20 protein-coding genes are annotated in these 25,108 nt (G+C 44.5%); 1 reads left to right on the plus strand and 19 read right to left on the minus strand.

What is annotated here, in order from left to right:
• The first annotated feature begins 20 nt into the window (after positions 1-20).
• The gene (locus tag BM265_RS02400) at positions 21-953 is read left to right on the plus strand and encodes a hypothetical protein (protein WP_074959876.1); all 933 of its coding nucleotides are present in this window, start codon (positions 21-23) and stop codon (positions 951-953) included.
• A 115-nt stretch (positions 954-1,068) separates the two neighbouring features.
• Here the strand turns inward: BM265_RS02400 and BM265_RS20525 are convergent, their stop codons facing one another.
• The 19 genes from BM265_RS20525 to BM265_RS02495 form a co-directional block, all read right to left on the minus strand.
• Positions 1,069-6,918, minus strand: a complete 5,850-nt coding sequence (locus BM265_RS20525) for a dockerin type I repeat-containing protein (RefSeq protein ID WP_074959877.1) — start codon at positions 6,916-6,918, stop codon at positions 1,069-1,071.
• A gap of 503 nt (positions 6,919-7,421) precedes the next feature.
• The gene (locus BM265_RS02410; protein ID WP_074959878.1) at positions 7,422-8,045 is read right to left on the minus strand and encodes a sporulation protein YunB; all 624 of its coding nucleotides are present in this window, start codon (positions 8,043-8,045) and stop codon (positions 7,422-7,424) included.
• Between the two features lie 61 nt (positions 8,046-8,106).
• The gene (locus tag BM265_RS02415; protein ID WP_074959879.1) at positions 8,107-9,054 is read right to left on the minus strand and encodes a transketolase family protein; all 948 of its coding nucleotides are present in this window, start codon (positions 9,052-9,054) and stop codon (positions 8,107-8,109) included.
• 3 nt (positions 9,055-9,057) lie between these two features.
• The gene (locus tag BM265_RS02420) at positions 9,058-9,897 is read right to left on the minus strand and encodes a transketolase (protein WP_074959880.1); all 840 of its coding nucleotides are present in this window, start codon (positions 9,895-9,897) and stop codon (positions 9,058-9,060) included.
• 120 nt (positions 9,898-10,017) lie between these two features.
• The gene (locus tag BM265_RS02425; RefSeq protein ID WP_074959881.1) at positions 10,018-10,836 is read right to left on the minus strand and encodes a Cof-type HAD-IIB family hydrolase; all 819 of its coding nucleotides are present in this window, start codon (positions 10,834-10,836) and stop codon (positions 10,018-10,020) included.
• A gap of 8 nt (positions 10,837-10,844) precedes the next feature.
• Complete coding sequence (locus BM265_RS02430) at positions 10,845-11,759, minus strand: RluA family pseudouridine synthase (RefSeq protein ID WP_074959882.1); 915 nt, start codon at positions 11,757-11,759, stop codon at positions 10,845-10,847.
• On the minus strand, positions 11,752-12,261 hold the full coding sequence (gene lspA / locus BM265_RS02435; protein WP_074959883.1) for a signal peptidase II: 510 nt from the start codon (positions 12,259-12,261) through the stop codon (positions 11,752-11,754). Before lspA ends, BM265_RS02430 begins: the two co-directional genes overlap by 8 nt.
• Positions 12,262-12,332: 71 nt before the next feature.
• Complete coding sequence (locus BM265_RS02440) at positions 12,333-13,139, minus strand: DivIVA domain-containing protein (RefSeq protein WP_074959884.1); 807 nt, start codon at positions 13,137-13,139, stop codon at positions 12,333-12,335.
• 12 nt (positions 13,140-13,151) lie between these two features.
• Positions 13,152-13,934, minus strand: coding sequence for a YlmH family RNA-binding protein (locus BM265_RS02445; protein ID WP_074959885.1), 783 nt, complete (start codon positions 13,932-13,934; stop codon positions 13,152-13,154).
• Positions 13,934-14,533, minus strand: coding sequence for a cell division protein SepF (locus tag BM265_RS02450; RefSeq protein WP_074959886.1), 600 nt, complete (start codon positions 14,531-14,533; stop codon positions 13,934-13,936). The genes BM265_RS02445 and BM265_RS02450 overlap by 1 nt, the downstream gene beginning before the upstream one ends.
• A gap of 3 nt (positions 14,534-14,536) precedes the next feature.
• The gene (locus BM265_RS02455; RefSeq protein ID WP_242940752.1) at positions 14,537-15,253 is read right to left on the minus strand and encodes a YggS family pyridoxal phosphate-dependent enzyme; all 717 of its coding nucleotides are present in this window, start codon (positions 15,251-15,253) and stop codon (positions 14,537-14,539) included.
• Positions 15,228-16,457: a biotin/lipoyl attachment domain-containing protein gene (locus BM265_RS02460; protein ID WP_074959888.1), complete on the minus strand. Its 1,230-nt coding sequence runs from the start codon at positions 16,455-16,457 to the stop codon at positions 15,228-15,230. The genes BM265_RS02455 and BM265_RS02460 overlap by 26 nt, the downstream gene beginning before the upstream one ends.
• A 15-nt stretch (positions 16,458-16,472) precedes the next feature.
• Positions 16,473-16,721 (minus strand): RNA chaperone Hfq, encoded by a 249-nt coding sequence (gene hfq / locus BM265_RS02465; RefSeq protein WP_013498645.1) that lies wholly within the window; start codon positions 16,719-16,721, stop codon positions 16,473-16,475.
• Between the two features lie 132 nt (positions 16,722-16,853).
• Positions 16,854-17,816, minus strand: coding sequence for a tRNA (adenosine(37)-N6)-dimethylallyltransferase MiaA (gene miaA / locus BM265_RS02470; RefSeq protein ID WP_074959889.1), 963 nt, complete (start codon positions 17,814-17,816; stop codon positions 16,854-16,856).
• Between the two features lie 36 nt (positions 17,817-17,852).
• Positions 17,853-19,940 carry a DNA mismatch repair endonuclease MutL gene (gene mutL, locus BM265_RS02475; RefSeq protein WP_074959890.1) on the minus strand — a complete coding sequence of 696 codons (2,088 nt, stop codon included), beginning with the start codon at positions 19,938-19,940 and terminating at the stop codon, positions 17,853-17,855.
• Between the two features lie 57 nt (positions 19,941-19,997).
• Positions 19,998-22,613: a DNA mismatch repair protein MutS gene (gene mutS / locus BM265_RS02480; protein WP_074959891.1), complete on the minus strand. Its 2,616-nt coding sequence runs from the start codon at positions 22,611-22,613 to the stop codon at positions 19,998-20,000.
• Between the two features lie 41 nt (positions 22,614-22,654).
• Positions 22,655-23,065 carry a YlbF/YmcA family competence regulator gene (locus tag BM265_RS02485; RefSeq protein WP_074828232.1) on the minus strand — a complete coding sequence of 137 codons (411 nt, stop codon included), beginning with the start codon at positions 23,063-23,065 and terminating at the stop codon, positions 22,655-22,657.
• Positions 23,066-23,087: 22 nt separating this feature from the next.
• A complete protein-coding gene (gene miaB, locus BM265_RS02490; protein ID WP_074959892.1) occupies positions 23,088-24,485 on the minus strand; it encodes a tRNA (N6-isopentenyl adenosine(37)-C2)-methylthiotransferase MiaB in 1,398 nt (465 codons plus the stop codon).
• Positions 24,486-24,753: 268 nt separating this feature from the next.
• Positions 24,754-25,107 carry a hypothetical protein gene (locus tag BM265_RS02495; RefSeq protein WP_074959893.1) on the minus strand — a complete coding sequence of 118 codons (354 nt, stop codon included), beginning with the start codon at positions 25,105-25,107 and terminating at the stop codon, positions 24,754-24,756.
• Between the last annotated feature and the right edge of the window lies 1 nt (position 25,108).

The following is a 25,108-nucleotide window of genomic DNA, read 5'->3' on the forward strand; positions in this document are numbered from 1 at the left end:
CTTATAACGAGGTGACCAAAGTGAAATACAAATATACAAATGAAAACATACAAAAAACTGTACGGATGTATGCGAAATGTTTCCGCATCACTATAGGTATGCTCCTGTTAGGTCTATTTTTGATAGCTTTGAGTATATACAGGACATATTCAGATATATACGTCGAAAGAAGGATAGATTTCGACAATATAGTACAGGATGATAAAACTATCTACACATACGAGATAACCGAACCACCTGTTGAGATATATGAGGGCTTTTATGCTGTTAGAACAGGTGAAGAATTGATCCTGATGACGAACATAGATGATGAAATTAAAGAACTGAATACGAACGGCTATGTCAAAGTAAAAGGTGTTGTGCGAGAAAATAAAAGTGATTTAGTATTATTTATCGATTCACTAAATTATTTTATCAATAACGGCTATTCCAACAAGGAGAGCACAAATTATTCTAGCTTTTATTTGTCTTGCGATAGAATAGATTTTAGAGATAAGTTGCAAAAAGATCATGGTGTCGGTATGGCATTCGGAATTTTTGTACTGGTTTTAGCGTTAATCTGGGAAGTGGTTTCGAGATCACGAAATGCTATTAAAAATCTGAGACCTGCCTGTGGAAGTGTCAGATACACCCACCAAGAGATAGATGATCAGGCAAATCTTCCTGCATCGGAATGGATAAAGGATAACGAAGTGTATATCACGCCGAAAATAGTTATTGGTACGAACATGGGTCTTACGGCTGTGGAGTATACAGATATCAAAGAGATCTGTGTAAAGAAAGCATCGCATACCAGATCCAAGCCCTCAAGAAAAACATACCACACATACAAAGTTATTACAAAGACTGCGAATAATAGACGTCTGGTAATATGTGATAATGAGAAGATAGATTGGAAGTTAAAAGCAACCATCATAGAAAAGTGCGGTAGCGATATCTGGACAGAGGAATAATAAGATCAAATATATTACACTATAAGATAGACAAAAGACGATCCCCCGTGAAGCAATATCACGGGGGATCATCTTATAAGTTAGTAGGACGTGAAAAATGAGAAATTATCTGAAATTACTTTAAGAGCCTCTTGCCTTTGATGTGAGCGGCGAGCTGGGTGATATCGGTAACGTTGATCTTGCCATCTCCGTTTACATCTGCGCGCTTCTGCTCTTCTTCTGACAGAAGTCTCTTGCCCTTTACGTGAGCTGCGACCTTGGTCAGATCGTTAATATTGACCGTGCCATCGCCGTTTACATCGCCCTTCATATATTTGCTTTCCTCTATGATAGCTGCAACTGCAGTTTCGTCATCGGTCAGCTTCTTTACTACTTCGGGATCGATCAGAGCCTTCTGCTCATCTGTAAGTTCATCGAACAGCTTGCGTGCGTTAGCTATTGCTTCAGCATCGTCCTTGGTGAGATCTTCAGCTGCGGGAAGAGCGTTGATAGCGTTCTTGACTGCATCAGCTGCTGCCTGATCTTCAGCTGCCTTCTTGGCTGTATCCAGAGCTGCTTCAGCATCATCAAGCTTCTTCATTGTATCTCCGTCGACCATACCCTTCTGATCATCTGTCAGAGCTTCAAATGCCTCGCGAACTGCTGCGATTGCATCAGCATCGTCTACGGTAACATTCTCAGCTGCGGGAAGATCGTTGATAGCCTTCTTGACTGCATCAGCTGCTGCCTGATCTTCTGCCGCCTTTTCAGCTGCCTTCTTGGCTGCATCCAGAGCTGCTTCAGCATCATCAAGCTTCTTCATTGTATCTCCGTCGACCAGACCCTTCTGATCACCTGTCAGAGCTTCAAATGCCTCGCGAACTGCTGCGATTGCATCAGCATCGTCTACGGTAACATTCTCAGCTGCGGGAAGATCGTTGATAGCCTTCTTAACTGCATCTGCTGCTGCCTGATCTTCTGCCGCCTTTTCAGCTGCCTTCTTGGCTGTATCCAGAGCTGCTACAGCATCATCAAGCTTCTTCATTGTATCTCCGTCGACCAGATTCTTCTGATCACCTGTCAGAGCTTCAAATGCCTCGCAAGCTGCTGTTATTGCATCAGCATCGTCTACGGTAACATTCTCAGCTGTGGGAAGATCGTTGATAGCCTTCTTGACTGCATCAGCTGCTGCCTTATCTGCTGCTTCCTTCTTAGCTGCTTCAAGGGCTGCCTCAGCATCATCGAGCTTATTCATTGTATCTCCGTCAACAAGAGCCTTCTGATCATCTGTCAGAGCTTCAAATGCCTCGCGTGCATCTTCGATAGCTTCTGCATCGTCAACGGTAACATCTTCAGCTGCGGGAAGATCGTTGATAGCCTTCTTGACTGCATCTGCTGCTTCCTTATCTGCTGCTGCTTTCTTAGCTGCTTCCAGCGCATTTTCAGCATCAACAAGCTTCTGGAGTTCTTCTTCACTTATATTTTCTTTCTGCTTATCTGAAAGTGCCTCGTAAGCTTCACGTGCATCGTTTATAAGTCTTTCATCCATAACAGTCACATTCTCGGGATCGGGAAGATCTGCAAAGCGTTCTTCGATCTCGTCGGACTTAGGCTTAACGTACAGAACATCAGTGAGAGGATCAATGATACTGCCGTCGTTAACTTCGATGGTATACTCACCAAACTGATCAATATTATCTATATTGATTACTTTGCACTTATCGGTGATATCCTTTCCGTTCTCATCGTATGCAGCGAAGTAGTCATTAGGATCGATGGTCTCTCCCTCTTCCATATAAGCTTTATAAACTACCAGAGTTTCAAGCCTAGCATCTCTCAGATTGAGTACCTCATCAAAAGTGAATGTGTAGTTATCACCCAGTCTTTCAACTATCTCGGGCAGATCTTCATTTGTGATGTGATCGCCGTCCTGTTTGCCTGCCTCGATATCTACAGTGTCTTTAGGATTAATTTCATTATTGACGATGCCGGTGTTATTATCAGGATTTTCAGGATCAGCTACACTTATCTCGTAAGAAACGGTCTTATCGTTGTAACCCTTGACTTCAGGCAGACCTGTCAGAGTAACTGTAACTTCTCTCTTGGAGATAGTGAACTCGTTGGAATTGGTTACTGCTTCATCGTAGCTGTCCGCATTTACTGTTACAACTGCTCTGTATGTGCCTGCATCCTTGGGTTCGCCGTCGAAAGCTTCACCATATTCACCGGACTCTTCGTCCTTCTTCTGGTACTGTATCTTTGTAGATGCATTCTTAACAACTTCATGGATCTGGTTGGTTACAGTTACAGTAGGTTCAGCAACAGCTGCGCCGTCATAGATCTTGTCGTTGATAACGCTAACTTCGATCGAAAGTGTACCATTATTGATGTACCACTTGAATTCAAGACCATTTTCACCTGCGGTGAAGTTCTTGTTGGTGGTTTCGTCAGTCATAACAGCGATATTCTTTTCGCCTACGATATTATCGTATCTTACACCCTTTACGAAAAAGTCTTTATCTGCGTGATCTTCAAGTGAGCCAAGTTTAAGTTCATAGAGCTCTGGCTCCGCAGAGTCCTTTGTACTGTAAGGAACAGTAGTTTTTACTTCAGGATTCTTTATGTAGGTATCGAATTGATAATTTATATCAGAGATGGAAACATTAGCCTTTGTAAGTTCGTAAGGAACTATCGTCAGGGTATCAAGCTTGACATCTTCTGTCTCCTCTTCAGGCTCATCCTCTGTGATCTCTTCGCTCTCGCCTGGCTCTCCCTGTTCAGTACTCAGCATATAGATAGGCTCTGCGAGTTCTTCCTGCTCTTCGGTCTCTTCCTTAGGCAGTACAAGGTAATAGTTATTATCAGCTGCGTTGTACTCAGCGAAGATCTGGCTGGGAACCAGCTTGTACTCGCCGACATTGTTTTTGCTTGCATCTTCAAAGTTGTAATTCTCAGCTGTGAAGATCAGACCGAAGTTATAATCACCCTGATTAGGCTTATCCTTATCAACAACGCCGTCCTGACTGTACAGAACATCGCTGTCCTTGATGAGCTCGCCCCATGTGATGGTGTTGGTATCGTTATCCTTGATGCCGTTGGGAGCTACTGTAACTTCCTTCTTGGCGATATTGGTCTCGAAGTCCATGACCTTATCCTGATAGTTATCGGAAGTTATGGTGATAGTACCCTTCTGAATGCCTGCGCTGGTGATATCGCTGGATTCACCTAATTTAGCCATATACTGATTATAGAGATCGTTGTTTTCAAAACAGATAATATCTGCTGTATGAGCTGTATCGTTGAATACTACAGTTATGGTTGCAAATCCAATAGGTCTGGAATTTGAATCTTCTTTGTCATACAATCTCCATTGATTACCAACATCATTAGGAACTATCTCGCCAAACCAATACTGTTCAACATTACCTGTTACAGTCTTTACAGAACCACCATTCATATACTTTCCTATGAATGTATAAGTATAATTATCAGGAAGGACGTAAGAAGCATCCTCTACATGAGTAAGGGTATTATAGTTGTCAGCAGAGGACAGAACATAAGGATCACCACTAGTTGCGTTTACAGTACCGGTGGTCTTGCCCTTGACCTCGACCTTGATATTGGAATCATTCAGGGTATCATCGGGATCGGTGAATGTGAAGTCGGTGTCATCCAGTACTTCTGCATCGTATACGGTATCGGTCTTGGGAACGAATGTTACGTTGTTGGGAGCCTTTTCGATCCTCCACTTAACGGTGACTTCGCCTGTGTAGTTAGCAGGAGCAGCTTCTTCGCTCTCGGGCTGAACTGCGGATATCTTGAATTCGTAGAACTCATTATCCTTATTAGCGCCTGTCTTGCCTTCTACGGTGCTGGATATCTCATCTTCGGTGAGTTCAAATACCTGACCGTTTATCTTGTTCTTAACAACTATAACAGGCTTCTGCTCTTTCTTATTGTATACGAAAGAGTCCTTGGGCAGAGTGATAACGCCGTTCTTAACTACCAGAGGAACTTCACTATAATTAGCCTGCTGCTGTTCGTTCTCCTGCTGTTCATCATTCTGCTGTTCATCATTCTGCTGTTCATTATTCTGCTGTTCATCATTCTGCTGTTCGGGATTCTGCTGATCTGGACTATCATTTTCAATTTCGGGCTCAACCTGATCTTCATCGGCTTCTTCGTAGGTTCTCAGGAAGAACTGACAGCCGGTGTAGTCCTCGTCAGTGGAAGAACTGTTTTCATCGCCGAACAGTGAACGAGGTGAATACTCAACGTCCTTGGTGATGGAGATAGGATATGTTTTGCCGCCGCACACAACATTGACGATAGCGGAGAGTTCATATGTGCCGAAATCGGTGAAATAATCCTGGGTAGTAGTCTTGCCTTTCTTCTTGATAGAGAGGCTGACGGGGTCAATACTGGTTATACCATTAGGCATCTGTTCAGGCTTGACAACAACTTCCTCCACCGTAGGCAGATCGCCGTAATAGTAGATATCCTTGGGCTTGAGCTGTGCTATCTCAACTGTACCTACTGATTCACCGTCCTCACCTGTACAATCAGCAATGATGATATCGGGTTTTTCTTCGATATCAACATGAGGATTGCCGTACTCGTGAACGTGGAAGAATGATACCTTATCGCCGGTTTTGAGTTCTTCGGAGTATGTTACATCGTACTTATATTTATAATTCTTATCCTTATAATTGTAACCGCCGGTCTTTGTGCTGGCACTCAGCTGAACCTTGCTTATATCGCCTGTAATAGTCTGGTCGGAGTAGATAACAGAGCCATCAGCAACATATGCATAAGGCAGGTCGCCCTCAACTGCAAACTTCTTGTTCTCTGCCATATTCTCGAATTCCAGATCAACGTTCTTTTCAGCTATGAAAGTAATGTATGAATTACCGATGTATGGATACTGAGGGAATGTGATGTGATATCTGTACAGATATTTAGAATTATTTACGTCAAAGCCGCCATCGGTGGTCTCTTTCATGTATTCCACAAAACGTATAGGGGGTGCAGAAGTTGAACCGTCATCGAAGATGCTCTCGTCAAGATACATACGCTTGTTAGTGTATACATCAACATAGTCGGTAACATATACACCCTCGGAATTGTAATCAACGTAATAACCTGCCTCTTCCAGATCTTTGAAAGTCATATATACCTTAGGCTGTTCGGTAAAGGTTATGGTCTCGTCTGCACTGAATACAGCATCACTGTTTACTGTCATTGTGCATCTATACTTGTAGTTTGCTTCGTTGTACTCGAAACTGTCCTGAGCTTTCTCAAAATCAAGAGTAGTATAAGGACTGCTGGAATTGAACTTCTTGTTGGAATAAATGGTGACAGTATCTCCGGGTCTTACTTCGGAAACATTATCTACAACCGAATAATCCGTACTGGCTGTAAATCCGCTGAATGAGAGAGAAGCTTTGTTCTGTTCTATCTGGAAAGCGATATAAGCAGAGTCCTCACGACTATGTACTGAACTATCTTTCGTATATCTAGCATAAACAGTTATACCATCAGTAGCAGAAGTTTCGGTGCCCGTGATATTGAAATAACCTGATCCCTCACCGGAAACTGCGGATACAGGTGTTGAGTTACCTGCAGTAATAGTCATACAATCATAATTTTGTTCGCTGCTTATTTTCCAGTTCACCTTTACTATTTGACCGTTTCTTGGATAAACCTTGAAAGTAGTTAGTGCGGTAGAACCATGTTGACCCTGATTGTTTGAACGATAACCTACACCTGCAAGACCTGTGCTGTCATTTTGTACAAAAGCATAATCGCCATTACTAACAATGTAAGGCGAATAATTAATAAATACAGGTTCTGCTGTATCTGCCGCCGCTTTGATAGTGTAGTTAAAATCAACCAGTGGCTGCAGAGGCACCGCGCCGCCTACTACCAGAACCGCACATAAACCTGCAACTAACCTTTTAAGATCCTTAGATAAATTCCTTGCCATATTTTTTTCACCTGTCCTTTCAATTTTTTTGACTACTAACTCATTTTCCAAACGTTCGCGGCTCGCACCGCTACATTAGGAAGTTTTAAATTTCTCATTCCGACGTCCTCCTTGTTCAGTTATTTATAAACAGCGCCCCAAGGGACAAAGCTATCCCGCAAAGCGCAGACCTGACACATGATATACAAAACAGCGTGTATTAAGGCTGATATTAGTCTGATAACAATTTAACAGCATATTTACTCATACTCCTATCAATGAATCTTAATACTTTCGACAGATTTGGTATTTCATATTAATAAATATATCACAACTTCACATCAATGTCAACAGATGTTAGTTAATTAATCAAAATCTTTGTAAGTATAATACAAAAGCACAGCGCGTGCATTAGTGATATTAATAAAGCGGACTCAATAATTCAAATATTTGAAGTGTATTATGAGTAAACTATTTATATATTTTACCAAAATATTACAAGATTTTACTGCTGTTATTAAAATCTATCCCCTGAAATATGACTGCGGAACTTCCCCAACGATAAGACAGTCGGTGATGATATGTTCCTCGGTAACACTGATATCAGTGTGGCCATTGGGCAGTATTGCGCGGATATCCACGGTGACAACGGCGTAGACCGTCAGTCGTGACTGGTTTATCCCCGCAGTTTCAAGGGTGGAGCGGAACTCGCTTTTTACAGCACCTATCTGCTGAACACCGAGGTCTATGCGGTCGCATCCCACCGCAGGAAGTGGTATGCCGATCAGTACGCCCATGGGTATGGCTATGCCATCTTCACCCAGTTTGTCTAACCCCTTTTCCACTTCCTGCGTCAGTATATTTTTTACGCGGTTGGCTGAATCTGCATTCAGCTTCGCAGAAAGTACAGCGCCGTTCCCATCGGTGGTAAGCTTGTATATTTCCTCGCAGGGACATTGTGAAATAGTTCTTTCCACCGCAGATGTAATGATATCGGTTGCGGCTTCCCTGCCGCGGTACTCCGTAATCTCGGCTAAATGCTCACGCAGTTCCCCGATGATACATATTCCCGCCAATGCTATAACGATCAGCGTCCCAAGAAAGATGTATGACGCTTTGCATTTTCGTGATATTCGTTTTCTGCTCAAAAAAATCACCCCTGTGTATTCTACTCAGAAATACACAGGGGTGTGATATTTTATGGAAAAATTACTTAGCCTTTACAGCTTCCTTTGCCTTAGCAACGATATTTTCAGCACAAAGACCGAACTCCTTCAGCAGATCAACTGCAGGGCCGGAGTGACCGAACTCGTCGTTAACGCCTATTCTAACCTGCTTTGTGGGGCACTTTGCAGTAAGAACATCTGCAACAGCAGAACCCAGACCGCCGATGATGCTGTGCTCCTCAACAGTCAGAACAACACCGCACTTCTGCGCGTTCTTTACGATGATATCCTCATCGATGGGCTTGATGGTGTGGATATTGATAACAGCAGCGTCGATACCCTCATCAGCAAGAGTCTTGGCAGCCTCGATAGCCTCGCCTACCATCAGACCTGTTGCGAATATTGCGATATCCTTGCCATCTCTCAGCTGAACGCCCTTGCCAAGCTCGAACTTGTAAGTTGCAGGGTCGTTGATAACGGGAGCAGCAAGTCTGCCGAAACGCATATAAACAGGACCCTCGTGGAGAATAGCAGCCTCAACAGCGGCTCTAGCCTCGGTGTCATCGGCAGGATTGATAACTGTCATGCCGGGGATAGTTCTCATCAGTGCGATATCCTCGTTACACTGATGTGTAGCGCCGTCCTCACCAACAGAGATACCTGCGTGAGTAGCACCGATCTTAACGTTCAGGTGAGGATAACCGATGGAGTTTCTTACCTGCTCGAAAGCTCTGCCTGCTGCGAACATTGCAAATGTGGAAGCGAAGGGTATAAGACCTGTTGCAGCCATACCGGCAGCCACGCTCATCATGTTGCTCTCTGCAATACCGCAGTCAAAATGTCTGTCAGGGAACTTCTTCTTGAAGATACCTGTCTTGGTAGCTGCTGCCAGATCGGCATCCAGAACTACCAGCTTATCGTACTTATCACCAAGCTCAGCAAGCGCATTGCCGTAGCTTTCTCTAGTTGCTATCTTCTTTACATCAGCCATGACTTAGCCCTCCAGTTCTTTCAGATGTGCGGTAAGCTCCTCAACAGCCTGTGCATACTGCTCGGCATTAGGTGCGGTACCGTGCCATGAAACGTTATCCTCCATGAAGGAAACGCCCTTGCCCTTTGTACTCTTCATAACAATGACAGTAGGCTGTCCGCAAACAGTTTCAGCTTCGTTGAAAGCCTTGTCGAGAGAATCAAAGTCGTGGGCATCAGCTTCGATAACGTGAAGACCGAAAGCCTTGAACTTGTCAACTATCGGATAAGGAGACATTACATCGCTTACCTTACCATCGATCTGGAGACCGTTGTTATCAACGATCATAACGAGATTGTCAAGCTTGTAGTGAGCAGCGAACATTGAAGCCTCCCATACCTGACCTTCCTGTATCTCGCCGTCGCCGAGAACAGTGTAAACCTTGTAATCAGCGCCCTGATACTTAGCGGAAAGTGCCATACCTGCGGCTACGGATACGCCCTGTCCGAGAGAACCGGAAGACATATCAACACCAGGGATATGTATGCAGGGATGACCCTGGAGCAGAGCACCAATATGTCTCAGGCTCTTGAGCTCGCTCTCGGGGAAAAATCCCTTCTGAGCCAGTGTGGAATAAAGTGCGGGTGCAGTGTGACCCTTGGACAGAACGAATCTGTCTCTGCTAGCCTCATCGGGCTTATCGGGATATACATTAAGCTTTGCAAAATAAAGATAGGTCAGCAGATCGGCTATCGAAAGAGAGCCGCCGGGATGACCCGACTTAGCGTTATAAACGCCCTCGATGATGCCGAGACGTACCTTGGTGGCAGTTATCTCAAGCTGTTTTTTAAGTGTAGCGTCCATAAAAAAACCTCCAAATTATCTGATTGTTTCGGACTGTCTGTAATGCTGTGGCAAGAAGATACGCACACATTCAGCCGAGCACACATGGCTTCACATACACGCGGCTTCCCTGCCTTGCAGTCATACACCCAGACGTCCGTATATATACTCAAGTGCCGCTGCAACAGCGTCCTCTTCGCAGGAAACATCAAGCACAAGGTCGCAGACCTTCTTGACTTCCTCTACTGCGTTTGAAGGACATATTGCCACATCGGCAGCCTGGAGCATTTCAATATCATTATTGTAATCGCCCATAGCAACGAAGGTGTAATCCTCCATGCCGCAGAGCGACCGCATTTTTTCAAGCGCCGAACCCTTCGAGATATTCTGCGGAAGGATCTCATAATACTCGGGAGCGCTTCTGACAAAGTCTACGCCTGTCCAGCCGCGTTTATCTACGTAATCCATAAGTCTTTCCATCTTTTCGGGTTCAATGGCGAAGAGCACTTTGTACCAATCGCCAGGCATTTCATCAACCCCGCACAGAACGGGTTTTACCTTACAGATGACATTGTGTTTCGCTTCCAGCGGGGTCATCTGAGGAACATATACAGCGTCAAGTGTAAGTACTTCACACCCAACATCGGGATTATCTCTGAGTATCTCTGAGACGATATCCCTGGTGAAATCGGGTACGAAAACATCATGTATCTGCTTCTTGCGGTCAAGGTCATAGACCATTCCGCCGTTGCTCATGATTATGGGACAATTGACACTGAAAGATTCAAAATACTGCTGTGCCGCCTGGATAGCTCTGCCTGTGGCAATAGAGAATTTCCCGCCTTTACGCTGAAAATCTGCTATTGCTTCAATGCTTCGCTGTCCCGGTATTTTACTTGACGGAAGAAATGTGCCGTCCATATCTGTTATCAGCAATACCTTGTTTATATCTTCAAACATTAAAAATGTTATCCTTTCCTTAGCTTATCAAGCACTTTGACAAAATATTCGGGCAAGTCGCTGTCGAACTCCATATACTCACCGCTTTCGGGATGAATGAATCCCAGCTTTTTAGCGTGAAGACACTGACCTGCAAGTCCTTTATATGCTTTACCGTAGACATCGTCACCAAGTACGGGATGTCCGATAAAGGCGGAATGAACCCTTATCTGATGTGTACGCCCTGTTTCAAGCTTAAATTTCACCAGTGAATACTGCCCCAGGTCTTCGAGAACTTCATAATGAGTGACAGCTTCCTTGCAGTTCTGATAAGTGACGCACATTTTCTTGCGGTCGAACTTGCTTCTGCCTATTGGTTCATTGACAGTACCTGTCAAGTCTTTGAACCTGCCAACGCATATGGCATTGTATTCGCGGGTGAAGCTGTGGTCTTTGATCTGTTCGGCAAGAAAATTATGTGCTTTATCGGTCTTAGCTACCATCAGCAGACCGCTTGTGAATTTATCTATCCTGTGGACGATACCCGGGCGGACAACGCCATTGATAGATGACAATCTGCCTTTGCAGTGGTACATCAGCGCATTTACGAGAGTGCCATCGGGATTTCCTGCCGCGGGATGGACTACCATTCCCTGAGGCTTATTCACAACTAACAGCGAGTCGTCCTCATAAACGATATCTATCGGGATATCCTGTGGTTCGGCTTTTAGTTCTTCGGGCTCAGGGATATCAACTGTGACGTTATCACCGTTTTTCATCTTGTAGTTCTTACTGACAGCTTTGCCATTTACAAGAACACAGCCCTCTGACACAAGTTTTTGCAGTGCTGACCGCGACATATCAGGCAGCTGTTCGGACAGAGTTTTATCTATCCTTTCGCCGATATTTTCAGTTCCTGCGGTAAATTCAAAACGATCAGGCATCTGCTTCTACCTTTTTCTTGTCAAGTTTATCTGATTTACTCTTTTTGACATCTGAAATAACTATAGAGAGACAGAAAGCTATGGCTCCCAGCACTATACAGATGTCTGCAAAATTAAATATCGGGAAATCAATGGGCTCAAATTTGATGTAGTCAATGACCTCATGCATCCTAACCCTGTCTATGAGATTGCCTACACCGCCCGCGATTATCATTGAAACCGATACTATTTCAAGCTTACTGCCTTTACGAATCTTGTACATATAAAATATTCCTGCGATGCACACGATTATAGGCAGTGAAACCAGAAACCAGGTCTTTCCGGACATCATGCTCCATGCCGCGCCTGAATTTCTGATATGTGTCAAGCTGAATATCTTTGCATCACCGAACTTGATAACTTCAATTACTTTGCCAAGTTCGATCTTATTATTTACAACTGCTTTAAGCACCTGATCTGTAATGATCAGAAATGCCGCCAGCAAAAGTGAAAGTGCGAACATTTCACACCTGCCCTCCGAGAGTATTTTAAACCATCAAAAGGCCCTGCAAAAACAGAGCCTTCATAGACCTATTAACCGTTCTTTTTGCCGAACTGGAGATCTTCGGGATTGGGCTTGTGTATTACGGGGTCAAAAGAGCCTGTGTTCAGTACCTTGTCAAGCTCTGCTGTGGATGCAGTGGGAGCTGCCTGCTGAACAGGTGCGGGCTGCTGAACTGGCTGTTCCTGAACGGGCTCGTCACCGAAACCTTCAGTCATTTCACTTACGTCCTCATACTCTTCATCGTCGTAATATTCGCCTTCACCGTTCTCGTAAGCATCAAGTTCCTCGTCAGTGAGGGTAGGCAACTGCATAACAAGCTTGATCTGCTCCTGATAGAGAGAAGTGAGCTCGGACTTGAAGTAGGTAACCTCTGCTCTCAGCTCGTCATAAGCTGCTTTCTCCTCGTCATAAGCATCTCTGAGAGCATTGATCTTCTGCTCGGTGATCTCGGTGTTCTCTTTGATGAGTGCAGCACATCTTTCCTTGTGCTCTCTTACGATCTTCTCGCACTCTGCTGCGGACTGCTCAGCCAGCTTTCTCTGCTCGCTCTTAGCACTGTCAACGATAGCAGCTGCTTTGTTCTTCGCATCGTTGATTATCTTGGCAGCTTCCTTCTGTGCAGAAAGAAGAGCACCCTTGATAGCGTCCTCGTCTTCTTTATATTCGCTTACTTTTTCTACCAGCTTGGATATCTTAGCTTCGCTGTCGGCATTTTCTGCTTCAAGTGCTGCGAATTCTTTAGCTACCTCAGCCAGAAATCTGTCTACTTGTGCCGGGCTGTAACCATTTTTTTCAGATTCAAAAGCAGCGCTTTTGATACTTTTTGCTGTCATCATTATTATGTCCTCCTAAATATATTTACAAATAGTGATATGAATTCTGTCCTTATGACTTACACCGTCAACGGATCTTAGCAGGAACTTTCCGTGACCTCTTGCGGAGATCTTGTCCCCCGGTTCAACAGTTCTGCTTGGCTGATCTGTTTTTTCGTGAGATATTTCGACCATTCCGCCTTTTATCAGTGCGGAAGCCTTTTCACGCGAAATCCTAAGTGCAAGTGACAGCACGCTGTCCAGTCTTAGCGAAGCAACTGTACCCGTTATTTCCCGAAATTCGGGTTCTTTAACAGACTTCGCATCAAAACCCTCTTCGGGCTTGACGCCAACTCTGCCGATCTTTGATATCCCAAGAACATCCAAAGCGACAGTATCTTTAACAAACACCGAAGCAGAACCGCTGTTAACCAGGATATCACCGACACAGCCGCGAGTAATGCCCAAAGCCATAAGCGAACCAAGAAAATCTCTGTGGCTCAGCTTGTCCTCGGGCCGAAATCTGAATGTCACCGCCTGCATCGGGTATGATCCAATGATATTTTCATCGCTGTACTGCGGATATACGCAGAGCATTTTCCTCTCGGCGTTTTCATATCCGCCCCACAGCAAGTAATTTTCGTATTTTACCGAAGCCATGACTTTCTCACAAAGCCTGCACTGCCTTTCATCGAGAAATGCAGAATACTTTGTTATGTACTTTTCCTCTGCCATTTCCGTCCAGTCAAGGAAAGTGGAAAGCAGGCGCTTATCGTCATCGCTCGGGTCGTTCAGGAATGAAAAATTCCTAAGCTTCATCAGAAGCTGTAACCGTTATTTTCAAGCTCAGTCAGCAGATCTTTGCCGTCGAACTTTACATTTTTTGACATGATGGCAAAAGTCTTCTGTGCCATCATCTTTATCTGAGCCTTGTTTGCGTAAGCAACACCGGAAAGAAAATCAAGTATTCTCTTAGCGTCGTCGCTCTTTACCATCTCGAGATTGAGTATTACCGTTTTGTACGCATTTATATCATCGCCGATGCTCCTGACTTCGGAGAAATCGACAGGTCTGGCAAGTACGATCTGTAAAGTAGTTGTCTGATCAAAGCTCATAGTGTGCTCCCCCTCATATCTGTTTGCTGAGCTTGTCCCTGTACTGAATGAGGACTCGCTCCCGGTCTTGGATCTTGTAAAGCTCTCTTCAAAAGTGAAGGGTCTTTCTGTGAAGACATCATTCTCTTTTGAACGTGCGCCTGACTTGGATTTTGAACCGCTGAAATCATTATCATCAAAGAAGCCGTCTTTTGCTGATGAACCTTTGCTGCTCTTAGGCGAACCGAAATCCTGTCCGAAATCAACTTCGTCGGAATCGTCTTCACCTATAAAAAGATTTGTAAAACCTTTTAATATGCCCATTTTCTAACCCTCCAAATAATTTCTGGCACCGAACAGTGCGGTACCTATACGAACGAGGTTTGAGCCGTGCTTTATCGCAAGCTCATAATCTCCGGACATTCCCATTGAGAGTATCTCCATGGAAACGTTGGGCACAGATCTTTCCTTTACACGTAGAAAGATACTGTGCATACGGTCGAACATATCCTCACCGCAGCCTGCGGGCGGGATAGCCATAAGTCCTTTGATGCGGACATTTTCAAGCTGTGCGGTCTCATAGATGAGCTCATCCAGACCCTCTGCCGCAACGCCGCTCTTGCTCGCTTCGTCGCCGATATTTATCTCAAGCAGAACATCCATAGTCCTGCCATTCTTTATGGCGAGTCTGTTTATCTCTTTTGCGAGCTTGATACTGTCAACCGACTGTATCATAGCGACTTCGTTGATAATATATTTGACCTTATTTGTCTGCAGGCGACCTATCATATGCACCTGCGCCGTTTTGATATAGCTATCTTTTTTTGAAAGATATTCCTGTACTCTGTTCTCACCCAGCAGAGTTATACCCTGCTCTATTGCGAAATTGATCTTTTCGGGCGCAACAGTCTTTGTCACAGCCATAATGTCTATCTTTTCATCACTGCTGCGGTACTTGGCTCTTGCATTTTCCACATTATCACAAATTCGCTTGTAGTTTTCCAATACTTCACCGAACTCATTCTGAGGAAACTGTGTCCCCATCGGTCTCGCTGTTGACTGACACATCTTTATTTGATACCACCTCTAGCAGAATTTGATCATAAAGCAACAGATAATCTTCATCAGAAGTATTCTCCGAAAGAACGAAATCGTCGCCCTCATAGATGACCTTGATCTTCTTGAAGGAGATATCCTTGCCCAGTATCACGTAAACTCCCTTTTCGTCCCCCTGGAACCTGAGAGCGCTTCTGGGTACTTTGATGCCCTGATATTCGTCAAAAATAAGCTTTGCGGAAAGAACCCTGGAATCCACAAGAGTCTGATCAACTCTGTCACAGTCCAGCACAACGATCATGTTGTCGCCGCTGGATTTAACTGAATCCACCTGGCAGTTATATACTGTTCTGGAAGAATTCAGTTTAAGTGATACCTCAGCATCATCAGTTATCCTTGAATCTGCCTTAACAATGCCGACAATTTTACAGTTGTAGCTGTCAAAGGTCTTGCCTATCGCATTGGCAGGCGCGGATTTACCACCTTTTATGACATCACGGATATCACTTTCACTCAGATTGCTTACATCGGAGGTCTTGAGCGAATCTTCGTAGCCGTCTGCATAGGATACAAAATATCCTGTCCTGTCGGATTTTATAACATCATCGGGCTCGCTTGCCAAATCAATAAGGCTGTTCCGCTCGGATTTAAGCGTATCGATAGCCTCGGAAAATCCTGCTTCGGTACCTGTTATCACGCTGTACATATTGCTGTTCAGTGCTATCCTTGATCTAATATCGGGTATCCTGTCAAGCTCCCTGTTTTCCACCGCTTCGAGAAGATCGTTATACCCGTTCTTAACTCCCGATATAAGTGCATCGGGTTCAGCATAATTGGTAGTTGCGGGATCCTGAGCTTTTTCAAGCTGTTCTATTTCGGCATCTATCTCAGCTATCCTGTCCTTAGCATATATCGCTTTTTCCGAGGGATATACCTCAGCAATAGTATTATTCACCGAGACTTTACTGCCATCGGGATACTTATAATCAAGTATTCCACTGCCGTTATAAGTTACCACGCTCTCGTCCCTGACTATTATGCCGTCGAAGACGATATCCTCATTTACAGTGGCAAGCACCGCTTCTTCGGTATCGTGCTTATCGTGCAGGAAATAGTAGACCTGAGTGCATATGGTGGTCAGCATCAAAAGTGAAACCAGAGCCGCAAGTATTTTTACGGTCAATGAATTCATCTGTGCATTACTTCCTTATCCTTCTGTATGTTCGTTTTTTGCTGCGTCAAGGATATTGATGGAACGGTCGGGAACTATTGTAGATATCGCGTGCTTGTACACAACGTTCTGCTTGCCCTCGCAATCGAGAAATACTACATAGCTGTCGAAAGCCTTTACTATACCCTTAAACTGATAGCCGTTCATCAGAATGAACTTGACCATCACCTGTTCCTTTCTTGCCTGATTCAGAAAAACGTCCTGAAGATTGATATTCTTATTCACAATAAACACTCCTTCTCTTTATCTTCGTGTGTCTGAAATAGGGTGTGCAGAAATACGCTCACCATACCATACGAACGCCACAAAAGAAAACAACGGCGGCATTCAAAACATAAAGATGCATTTTATTATACATCACACTATATTATAACACATTATTTCGGATTTGGCTACTATATTTTGAACATTTTCAATTATTTTTTTCGATTCGTCAAAATTATCAATTTTCACCCACGAAATATCAGCAACTCGCCTAAACCAGGTGAGCTGTCTTTTAGCATAATGCCTTGTTTCAAGAATTATTTTGTCAAGACAAACCTCCAGTTCGGCTTGACCCTCAAAGTATGGCACGAGTTCCTTATAGCCTATCGCTTGTCCCGCTGTGGCTAAACCGCCTTTCTGCCATACTTCCCTGCATTCTTCAACCATTCCGTTTTCTGCCATTATACGCACTCTTTTTTCTATGCGGTCATAGAGGTACTGTCTGTTTTCGGCAGTAAGGCCAATGATACAAGCTTTATATGGAGATTCTTCTCTCCTGCTGTTGATCTTATGCTCAGAAAGCTTCATGCCTGTAAGCTCAAAGACTTCAATTCCTCTGATGACTCTCGGAAGATTGTTCTCGTGAACTTTATTCGCAGTTTCGGGATCTATCTCTTTAAGCTTCAGCCAGAGAGCATGTGTGCCTTCTTCTTTTGCTTGTTTTTCAAGTTTTGCGCGGATAGCAGGGTCACTTCCCGTATCATCGAATATGATATTATCCACCAGCGAACTTATATACAAACCGGTTCCGCCACATATTATGGGAAGTTTTCCCCTTTCCCTGACTTCTCTTATCTTCTGCCCTGCCAATGAAACATAATCCGCCACACTGAAAGGTTCATCAGGTTCAAGAAAATCTATCAGATGATGAGGTATCCCCTGCATCTCTTCAGCGGTGGGCTTAGCGGTAGCAATGTTCAGACCCTTGTATATCTGCATGGAATCAGCGGATATTACCTCGCCGTTATAAAGCTTTGCCATTTCAACGGCAAGTGCTGTCTTACCTGAAGCAGTAGGTCCTGCTACGACAAGAAGCGGTATTTTGTTTTTATCCATGCGCTCACCTCTCTATATATTATAATAGTATATTTGTCATACAAGTCTTCTGAACTGCTTTTCGATATCCTTTTTGCTTAGGGTTATCAGCACAGGTCTGCCATGTGGGCAATATCTGATATTTTCGTTTCCGTAGACGGCATTCAGCAAAGCCTGAAGCTCGATAGTGCTGTTGTTGTCATTTGCTTTTATTGCCGCCTTGCAGGCAATGGAATGATAAAGATCATCGAAGATCTCCAGCTGTGGGTCGTTTCTGCATTGAATAAAATTCCTTGCAAGCTCGGTGATAATATCTGTGGGATTTTCAGAATCTCCCAGGATTATCGGTACGCCTTTGACTGCTACCGTCGGTGCAACATCTGGCTCAACTTCAAATCCCAGTCTGCCCAGTTTATCCACATTCGCTGCCAGCGCATCGAATTCCTCATATGAAAGCATGACCATCACAGGTTCAAGAAGCATCTGGGTCTCAAGCTCGCTGAGATCACCTTTTATCTTTTCAAAAATATATCTCTCGTGGGCGGCGTGCTTATCCATCAGCAGCATCTCATCACCGACCTGAGCGACAACATAAGTTCTGAAAAGCTCGCCGATGACTATAGGCTTTGGCTTTTCCGGTTCTTTTTTGACTTCCTGAACCACGGAACGGATAAAGCTTCTGTCATTTATAAAGTGGAAGCTGTCATCTTTTTTCTCCTCTTCGGGGGCTTCCGGGATTGGGATATCCTGAAGTACCTTATTTATCTCCTCGACAGTTATCCTTTCGGGCTTTTTAGGCTCCGGCTGAGGAACAGGCTGTTCAAGACTGGCAAGGAAAAGGTCTTCACCCGATTTCCTTGCTTCTTCATTTATGGGGATATTCTCAACCTTTGTTATCTTCGGTTGATAAGGTTTGGGCTCCGGCGGTTCCGGGAGAGGTATATCTTTTGCTGCTACAGGTTCGGGAACTGACTGCACCTGAACAGGCTTCTGTACAGGCTGTTCAGTTATCTCCTGCAAAACCTTGTCAGCATCGGGAAGAGTTTCTTCCTCAACAGCAAATTCAAGCTGTACGCTCTTGTCCTCGGGAGGAAAATCATAAAGCTCGTGATCGGTAAAATTTCTGCGGTTTTCAAGTTTCAGCTCGTTAGGCTCGTCCTTTTCCATAAGACAATTCTTGACCGCAAAAAAAACAGCTTCATGTATCAGTTTTTCATCAGAAAAACGAACCTCTATCTTTGTAGGGTGAACGTTAACGTCAATGGTGTTGGGCGGGACATCGATATAAAGCACGCAGGCGGGAAATTTGCCAACCATAATATTGTTGCGGTAGGCTTCTTCGATGGCAGCTGCGCAGGCTTTTGACCTTACAAATCTGCTGTTTACGAAAAAGTTCTGAAACTTGCGGTTCGGCTTGGCTGAAAGTGGCTTAACAGTATAACCGTAAACGTGTATTCCCTGCCATGTGTAGTCGACTTCGATAAGGCTGTTTGCGAATTCTCTGCCGTAAACGGAATAAACTGCAGAATATATCTTGCCGTCCCCCGCGGTGATTATCTCGGCTTTGTTATCTCGGATAAGTTTGAATGAAACATCAGGATGTGAAAGGGTCAGCTTTGTTACTAGGTCAGCAACATGGTTAGCTTCGGAACTGTCCTTTTTCAGGAATTTCAGTCTTGCAGGAACGTTGTAGAAAATATCCCTGACAACGAATGTTGTACCATCAGGACAACCGCACTGCTCGCTTGTTTTTTCTACTGCACCTTCGATGGAATAATGAGTTCCGTAGCTGTCATCGCGGCGTTTTGTAAGCACATCAACTTTTGCCACCGCACATATCGACGCAAGTGCTTCACCTCTGAAACCAAGGGTCATTATACGGTCAAGGTCATCTTTCTGAGAGATCTTACTTGTGGCATGACGAAGAAAGGCCGTGGGCAGATCTTCTGGGGCTATGCCCTTGCCGTTGTCGGTCACTCTCATATAAGTCCTGCCGCCGTTTTTTATCTCAACGGTTATGACTGTTGCGCCTGCATCGATGGCATTTTCAAGAAGTTCCTTTATCACCGAGGCGGGTCTGTCGATGACCTCACCCGCGGCGATAAGCTCGGAAACTTCCTTGCTCAAAACTCTTATCTCTGACATTTTTAATTCCTGTTCTATGTGATCTTTATAATAACTTCAAAGTTTTTTCGTTCGGTATCAGACGTACCTCAGCAGATCTTTTACAAACTCCCTGAGTTCTTCATCGTTCATCTCATCGATGTTGGTTTTACGAAGTTTGTCGGTAACTATGCTGTCACTTATCCTGTCGAAGGATATCTGTCCGCTGTCGCTTTCTGCAACGGCGGCTTTTGCTTTTATTGATTCGGCTTCCATTTCGCCAAGGAGCGATTTTGCTCTGCCGATTATCTTATTGGGCAGACCCGCAAGCTTGGCAACTTCTATACCAAAGCTCTCATCTGCTCCACCCTTTACTATCTTACGCAGGAACTTTATATTGTCCCCCTGACGCTTTACCGCAACGGAATAATTCTTCACACCGTCGAGTTCGTCTTCAAGGGCAATAAGCTCGTGATAATGTGTAGCAAAAAGGGTCTTGCAGCCCAGAGAGCGGGAAGTTGAGATAAATTCCGATACAGCGCGAGCTATGGCGATTCCGTCAAAAGTAGAAGTACCTCTGCCAACCTCATCAAGAATGACAAGGCTGTTCTTTGTAGCGTGCTTTACGATATCGGCAACCTCGCTCATTTCAACCATAAAGGTCGATTGTCCTGCGGTAAGGTCATCAGAAGCACCAATTCTCGTGAAAATCTGGTCAACTACAGATATCTTTGCATAGTCCGCAGGTACGAAACAGCCTATCTGCGCCATAAGGGTTATCAGCGCCACCTGACGCATATATGTGGATTTACCTGACATATTCGGACCTGTTATGACAGCCATGCGGTTGCCAGTCAGATCAAGATAGGTGTCGTTAGGAACAAAAACTTCGTCCTGCTGCATCAGTTCAACTACAGGGTGTCTGCCGTTTTTGATATTGATGATTCCGTCAATAGCGATCTCGGGCTTGGTATAATTGTTCTTGATAGCCGCAGTAGCGTAAGAACAGAGAACATCTATCTCAGCTACAGCTGTGGCAGTTTCCTGAACAAGTCTCAACTGAGTGGCGATAAACTCTCTTACCTCGCCGAAGATCTCCTGTTCGAGGGTAAGTATCTTATCGCTTGCACCGAGAATGGTATTCTCGGCGACTTTCAGCTCATCTGTTATGAATCTCTCGCAGTTGGCAAGAGTCTGCTTTCTGATATAATGATCGGGTATCAGGTCGTAGTAGGATTTTGTGACCTCGATATAATATCCGAATACCCTGTTATAGCCTATTTTCAGGTTTTTGATGCCTGTCTTTTCCTTTTCACGCTCGGCAATATCATCAATCAGACCTTTTCCGCCCGAAATGATATTTCTAAGACCGTCAAGCTGTTCGTTGAATCCCTCACGGATAACACCGCCGTCCTTGACATTTGCAGGAGGTTCGTCTACAATGGCATTTTCAACGAGATTCGATACCGCGTCAAGAGTGGATATCCTTCCAGTGCAGTCCTTTATAAGCTTACCGTCAAATGCTGAAAGAAGTCTTTTCAGCTCCGGAAGTTTCAGCGCTGTAAGTGAAAGTGACTTGAGGTCGCGTGGGCTTGCAGAACGGTACATTACTCTCGTCATAAGACGCTCAAGGTCGTAAACACCGCTCAGCACTTCGCGTATCTCTCCGAGAGATACAGGGTCACGGACAAGCTGTTCAACAGCGTTCAGTCGGTCGATTATCTTCGCGGGATTGATAAGGGGCTGTTCAAGCCAGGATTTCAGCATACGGTTGCCCATTGAAGTCTTTGTATTGCTGATGACCCAGAGAAGAGAGCCCTTTTTCTGCTTGTTTCGCAGTGTCTCTGTAAGTTCCAGATTTCTGCGGGCAGTAAAACCTATGGTCATTATGGGGTCGGCATCGTGGCGGGTTATCTCAGAGAATCTTCCTACCAGTGCTTTCTGTGTCTCATGGATATAAGCGAAAAGTCCGCATACTGCATAGGCGCAAAGACTGTCTGCTTTAAGTCCAAGTGAATCAAGGCTGTTTACCGAAAACTGTGTGAGAACTTCGTCCGTATGATTAGCGGGATCGAAGTCAGCATCTTCAAGAAGCTGAACGCTGGTCTTTATTTTCTCTCGGATAAAAGCTGATATCTCTCTATTGGAAAGGATAGCATCATTTATCAGTATCTCCGATGGCGAAAATCTTGAAAGCTCGTTTATAGCGCTGTTGGCTGTGTCCTTGCCGGTAAAGTCAAAAAGATGAACTTCACCTGTGGAGATATCAGCCAGACAAAGTGCCGCCTCTTTTGACTGCATATAAAACGCACAGAGATAATTGTTTGAAGATTCGTCCAGCATACTGCTTTCGATAAGCGTACCGGGAGTGACCACACGGATGACATCACGCGGGACCAGACCCTGACATTCCGAGGGGTCTTTTGTCTGCTCACATATCGCCACCATGTGACCTTTTTCTATCAGCTTTTTAAGATAAACATCACAGGCATGGAAAGGCACGCCACACATAGGTGCGCGCTCCTCAAGACCGCAGTCTCTGCCTGTAAGGGTAAGCTCCAGTTCCTTTGAAACAATCAGTGCATCGTCAAAAAACATTTCATAAAAATCACCCAGACGGTAGAAAAGAATGTGGTTCTTGTACTTCTTTTTCACCGCCAGATACTGTTTCATCATGGGTGTAAGCTTTGATTCATCTATCTCTTTAAGTGTCACTTCTGCCCGCTCCGTTCTATTTATATAGATAATATCAAGTATTAGCCGCAGCCGCCGCAAGTAGAGCAGCTTCCTGTACAGCCTGAAGGTGCCTGTGCAGGGCAAGTCTCAGGGTCTTCACCGTTTGCTGCCTGCTGAAGGATATAATAAACGCTCTTCATCAGTGCATCGATATCAGCCTTAGCCTCGTTGTACTCGATCATCTTGGGCATAGCCATGATCTTCTCATAAAGCTCCTTGATATCGTGATCGAGAGTTGTGAGTCTGTCAGCATCCTTATCGGGCTTTCTCATTTCAACGCTGAGATCCTGACGCATCTGGTTGAACTTGCCGATCTCGTTCTGGATCTCGGTATCGGTATCGTTCAGTGCGCATGCTGCCTCGTACTTCTTGTATCTTTCATCTTCCTGAATAGCTTTTCCAAGCTGTCTTGTAAGTTCTATAACGTTCATTTTTACTACTCCTTAAACTATATTATTCAGTGACCGGTTCGCCCTCAAGCGCCCAGTTCATAGCCTTGGTTATGCGCACGCTGACGAATTCACCTATATACTTTTTATCTGCGGGAAACTCAACAATGATATTCTCATCATTCTTGCCCGTTAGCCATCCTTCGCCTGTTCTGCCCTCGCCATCAACGAGAACTTCCACGGTCTTGCCAACAAATCTGCCGAACCATTCGGAAGTGATCTCCCTCTGTTCGAGAAGAAGCTCCCTCAGCCACAGACCTTTCTGCTTATCCGAGATATTATCTTCCATCTCAGCGGCTGGAGTTCCAGAACGTCTTGAATAGACGAAGGAATAAATGTTGTCGTACTTCACCCGCTTGATGAGTTCCTTTGTCTGACAGAATTCCTCATAGCTCTCCCCCGGAAAACCTACTATAAGGTCGGTGGTGAACGAGAAATCTGGCATACATCCACGGGCGTAATCTATCATTTCCATGTACTTTTCCACAGTGTAGCGACGGTTCATGGCTTTGAGCACTCTGTCACTTCCCGCCTGAACAGGAAGATGCAGATGCTTGCAGATATGTCTGCTGTCGATTATCGTATCTATCAATTCCTTGGTAGCATCCTTGGGGTGACTGGACATGAAGCGTATGCGGAACTTCCCTTCTATTGCATCGATATCCCTTAAAAGCTGCGGAAAACCGTATGCGTAAGAGTTAACGTTCTGTCCCAGCAGAGTTATCTCTTTATAGCCCTGTTCCACAAGGCTTTTTACCTCCGCAAGCACAGCCTCGGGCTTCCTGCTTCGCTCTCTGCCGCGTACATAGGGAACTATGCAGTAGGTACAGAAATTGTTGCAGCCATACATTATCGGTACAAAAGCCCTGAACTTGTCATCACGCAGCTGAGTCATTCCCTCGTCTATCTCGGTGCAGACCTCCGACTGATTGAAAAGACGGCGGTGCTTCGAGATAACTTCCCAAAGCATTGAATACAGTTCATTATAAGCAAAAGTTCCGAAGACCATATCTACCTGTCGGTAAGATTCCTTTATCTTGTCAGCTACGTGCTTCTGCTGAGCCATGCAGCCGCAGATACCTATTATCAGGTCTTTCCTGCTCTCTTTAAGCTTTTTAAAATTTCCGATATTGCCGAACACTCTGTCCTCGGCATTTTCGCGGACAGCACAAGTATTCAGCAGGATAAGCTGAGCATTATCCGTATCATCGGTAAATCCATAACCGACTTTCGCAAGCATACCTTTTATCTTTTCACCATCGCTGACATTCTGTTGACAGCCGTAGGAATGTAAAAAAGCCATCGGTGCATGACCGTTGTCGGAACGGTATTTCTGAGCCCATTCAGCTAGCCTGCGGGCAGCTTCATATTTACCGACATCGGAAACATATAATTCTGACATCATTAACCTCATTTCAAGCATAAGCATAGATACTGCAAGTCATGACCGTTATTTTTCAGCACTGAAAGCCACTGCTGGTCATTCTGCAACATACTGTATTATTATATATCTTTTCGGAAAATTTGTCAACATTAAAAGTGCTTACCCGGCCCGCTTATCCCCTCTGTATAAGTAAATTTTTTCTTTCCATGGTATCTACAAAAAGCAAAAGCACCTCCGCAAAGCGAAAGTGCTTATAAAACTTATAGTTTATCAGAAAAATCTTATGTTATTCAATAACGAGATTTCCATCTGTATCGCAGTAAACGTGTCTGCCAAGGATAGTCCTCAGCGCTTTGATATTCTCTATCTCAGTGGAAGCGAATTCAAGATGACACTGCTTTGAACCGTAATAGATATCGTACTCAAAATAATCTTGCACGTAAACGCCGAATTTATTCAGAATATCCTCCAGCGGGTGCTGTGAGATATCGCTTGCATCTTCGTGCTCGCCATACTCGGGCTCCTGTTCAAAGGAAATGCTGGTAAAGTACAGCCCCTCGTATTCATATACACCCGCAGCTACGCATTTTATACCGTCAGCACAGTATTTTGAGGGATAATAATCTGCAATATTTTTCATC

Origin of the sequence: Hominimerdicola alba (assembly GCF_900112155.1) — a bacterium.
Lineage (GTDB): Bacteria > Bacillota > Clostridia > Oscillospirales > Ruminococcaceae > Hominimerdicola > Hominimerdicola alba_D.

Bases quoted from the DNA above. Each gene is read 5' to 3' on its own strand.
- BM265_RS20525 (WP_074959877.1), bottom strand. From the start codon at position 6,918: ATGGCAAGGAATTTATCTAAGGATCTTAAAAGGTTAGTTGCAGGTTTA.
- BM265_RS02415 (WP_074959879.1), bottom strand. From the start codon at position 9,054: ATGGCTGATGTAAAGAAGATAGCAACTAGAGAAAGCTACGGCAATGCG.
- BM265_RS02420 (WP_074959880.1), bottom strand. From the start codon at position 9,897: ATGGACGCTACACTTAAAAAACAGCTTGAGATAACTGCCACCAAGGTA.
- BM265_RS02425 (WP_074959881.1), bottom strand. From the start codon at position 10,836: ATGTTTGAAGATATAAACAAGGTATTGCTGATAACAGATATGGACGGC.
- BM265_RS02430 (WP_074959882.1), bottom strand. From the start codon at position 11,759: ATGCCTGATCGTTTTGAATTTACCGCAGGAACTGAAAATATCGGCGAA.
- lspA (WP_074959883.1), bottom strand. From the start codon at position 12,261: ATGTTCGCACTTTCACTTTTGCTGGCGGCATTTCTGATCATTACAGAT.
- BM265_RS02440 (WP_074959884.1), bottom strand. From the start codon at position 13,139: ATGATGACAGCAAAAAGTATCAAAAGCGCTGCTTTTGAATCTGAAAAA.
- BM265_RS02445 (WP_074959885.1), bottom strand. From the start codon at position 13,934: ATGAAGCTTAGGAATTTTTCATTCCTGAACGACCCGAGCGATGACGAT.
- BM265_RS02450 (WP_074959886.1), bottom strand. From the start codon at position 14,533: ATGGGCATATTAAAAGGTTTTACAAATCTTTTTATAGGTGAAGACGAT.
- BM265_RS02455 (WP_242940752.1), bottom strand. From the start codon at position 15,253: ATGGGGACACAGTTTCCTCAGAATGAGTTCGGTGAAGTATTGGAAAAC.
- BM265_RS02460 (WP_074959888.1), bottom strand. From the start codon at position 16,457: ATGAATTCATTGACCGTAAAAATACTTGCGGCTCTGGTTTCACTTTTG.
- miaA (WP_074959889.1), bottom strand. From the start codon at position 17,816: ATGGATAAAAACAAAATACCGCTTCTTGTCGTAGCAGGACCTACTGCT.
- mutL (WP_074959890.1), bottom strand. From the start codon at position 19,940: ATGTCAGAGATAAGAGTTTTGAGCAAGGAAGTTTCCGAGCTTATCGCC.
- BM265_RS02485 (WP_074828232.1), bottom strand. From the start codon at position 23,065: ATGAACGTTATAGAACTTACAAGACAGCTTGGAAAAGCTATTCAGGAA.
- miaB (WP_074959892.1), bottom strand. From the start codon at position 24,485: ATGTCAGAATTATATGTTTCCGATGTCGGTAAATATGAAGCTGCCCGC.
- BM265_RS02495 (WP_074959893.1), bottom strand. From the start codon at position 25,107: ATGAAAAATATTGCAGATTATTATCCCTCAAAATACTGTGCTGACGGT.